This is a genomic window from Streptacidiphilus neutrinimicus, from assembly GCF_000787815.1.
Taxonomy (GTDB): Bacteria; Actinomycetota; Actinomycetes; order Streptomycetales; family Streptomycetaceae; genus Streptacidiphilus; species Streptacidiphilus neutrinimicus.
Window position 1 is genome coordinate 6,247 of the sequence record NZ_BBPO01000109.1, and the last position, 1,666, is coordinate 7,912.

Below are 1,666 nucleotides of genomic sequence, written 5' to 3' on the forward strand. Positions count from 1 at the left end.
GACGGTCCGTAGCTCGTGCAGGTGGCACCGACCGCGCAGACCTGGTCGAAGGGGACGTCGGGCCAGTTGGGTGCGTTGGTGGAGTTCAGCGGGTCGCAGGTGCCGGTCAGGCAGCGGTCGCCGGTGGCGTAAAGGACCTTGTCCGGGATCGTGCCGTAGGCGTTGCCCGCGGTGAAGCCGTAGTCGATGTGGTCCAGGTGGCTATCACGCACGTAGCTGTAGCTGCTGGAGCCGTTCTTCGCGCCGTTGTCGCCGGCGTAGTGGTTGGTGTCCTGGTCGTAGTAGTACGCCATGGCGTTGCCGTGTACGTCGGTGACGTAGTCCAGGTGCCAGCGGTACGCCATCGTGCACTCGGCGGAGGTGAACGTGGCGTTGTAGCAGGGGTCACCGGACTGCGAGGAGTACACAGGCTCGCTGTCGACTGAGTTCGTCGTGGCGTTGCCCGACACCCAGCCCGGCAGCTCGTTGCGGCCGAACTCGTAGACAGTGCCCGAACGATCCGTCACGGTCCAGTAGTCAGTGTTATAAGTCCCAGATCCGTTACCGGAACCGGTGACGTGGGCGACGACGTCTCCGTTGTCACTGCTGGGGTGCCAGTTCCCGTTCGAGTCCTCGATCAGCGACACCGAGGAGCCGTTCAGCGACATGGTCAGGATCGGACCGTCGTAGCACATGTCGCCGGTCTGGTCCGCCGTCGGCAGCGTCGCGCCTTCCGGCTGTCCAGAGCACGCTTCGAAGGACTGCTCGATGTAGTTGTCCGCGGTCGACCAGCCGTCACCAACCCAGGAGGACTGGGCCTGCGTCGCCGCGGTCTGCCCATCGACGCTGCCGGAGTCGTAGGACAGGTCAACTGACGGCGCCAGCCCGGAGATCGCCGAAGGCAGACTGATCGGGTAGGTGTACTCGAACGACCCTGATGATCCGCCCGAGCTCCAGGATCCGGACGGCTTGAGGGAGGTGGCACCGTACTGGCCTCCCGCGCTGCCGCCATCCCCCGACGAGGTCGACGAGGTCAGCGCCATGACCATCGCCCCGGTGCCGGAGGCGGGCGCCGTGGTCGAAGGGTGCAGAGAGGTGCTCGGCAGGACGGTAGGGCTGCCGGGTGCGGTGGTACTGGCGGTGCCGAGGGTGACGGTGGAGGAGACGGACTTCTTGACGGCGTCGTTGTTGCTCGCCAGTGGCGTTTGGATCCGGCACTTTGGGATCTGGGGCGTCGTCAACGCGCAGGCGGGCAGTTCCACGAGGTGGAGACGCTGGGCGTAGTCACCGCCGTAGGCCTGCGCGAAAGAGGAGTAGTCGAAGCCGAGGCGGACCCTGCCGTGTCCGCCCTTCGTAGGGGTCACCTGCGCGAGCACGCCGGTGACTCCAGCGGCAACGGCGGCGTTGTGCGGCAGAACCTTGATGCCCAGTGAGGTCGGGCCCGTATAGGCGGCACCGAGGCCGGCCACGGCCTGACCCCACACCGGAGCAGTCGACGCGTGCGTGGGAGCGGTGCCCAGCGGCAGGCTTGACGTCGCGGCGGAGGGCCAGTGAGTGGCAGTGGGCCTATAGGCTGGGGCCTGGTGACGGGGTGGCAGATGGCCGACCGGGACGGCAGTTACGTGAACAGGATGGCCCAGGTCCGCGCGAGGCGCGCCGGGGGCCTTGGCCGGGAGGGTGGGCAGGG

1 pseudogene is annotated in these 1,666 nt (G+C 67.5%); it reads right to left on the reverse strand.

The window, feature by feature from the left end:
* Positions 1 to 1,448: pseudogene (locus TR48_RS43920) on the reverse strand (RHS repeat-associated core domain-containing protein); the annotation flags it as partial.
* Positions 1,449 to 1,666: the final 218 nt, after the last annotated feature.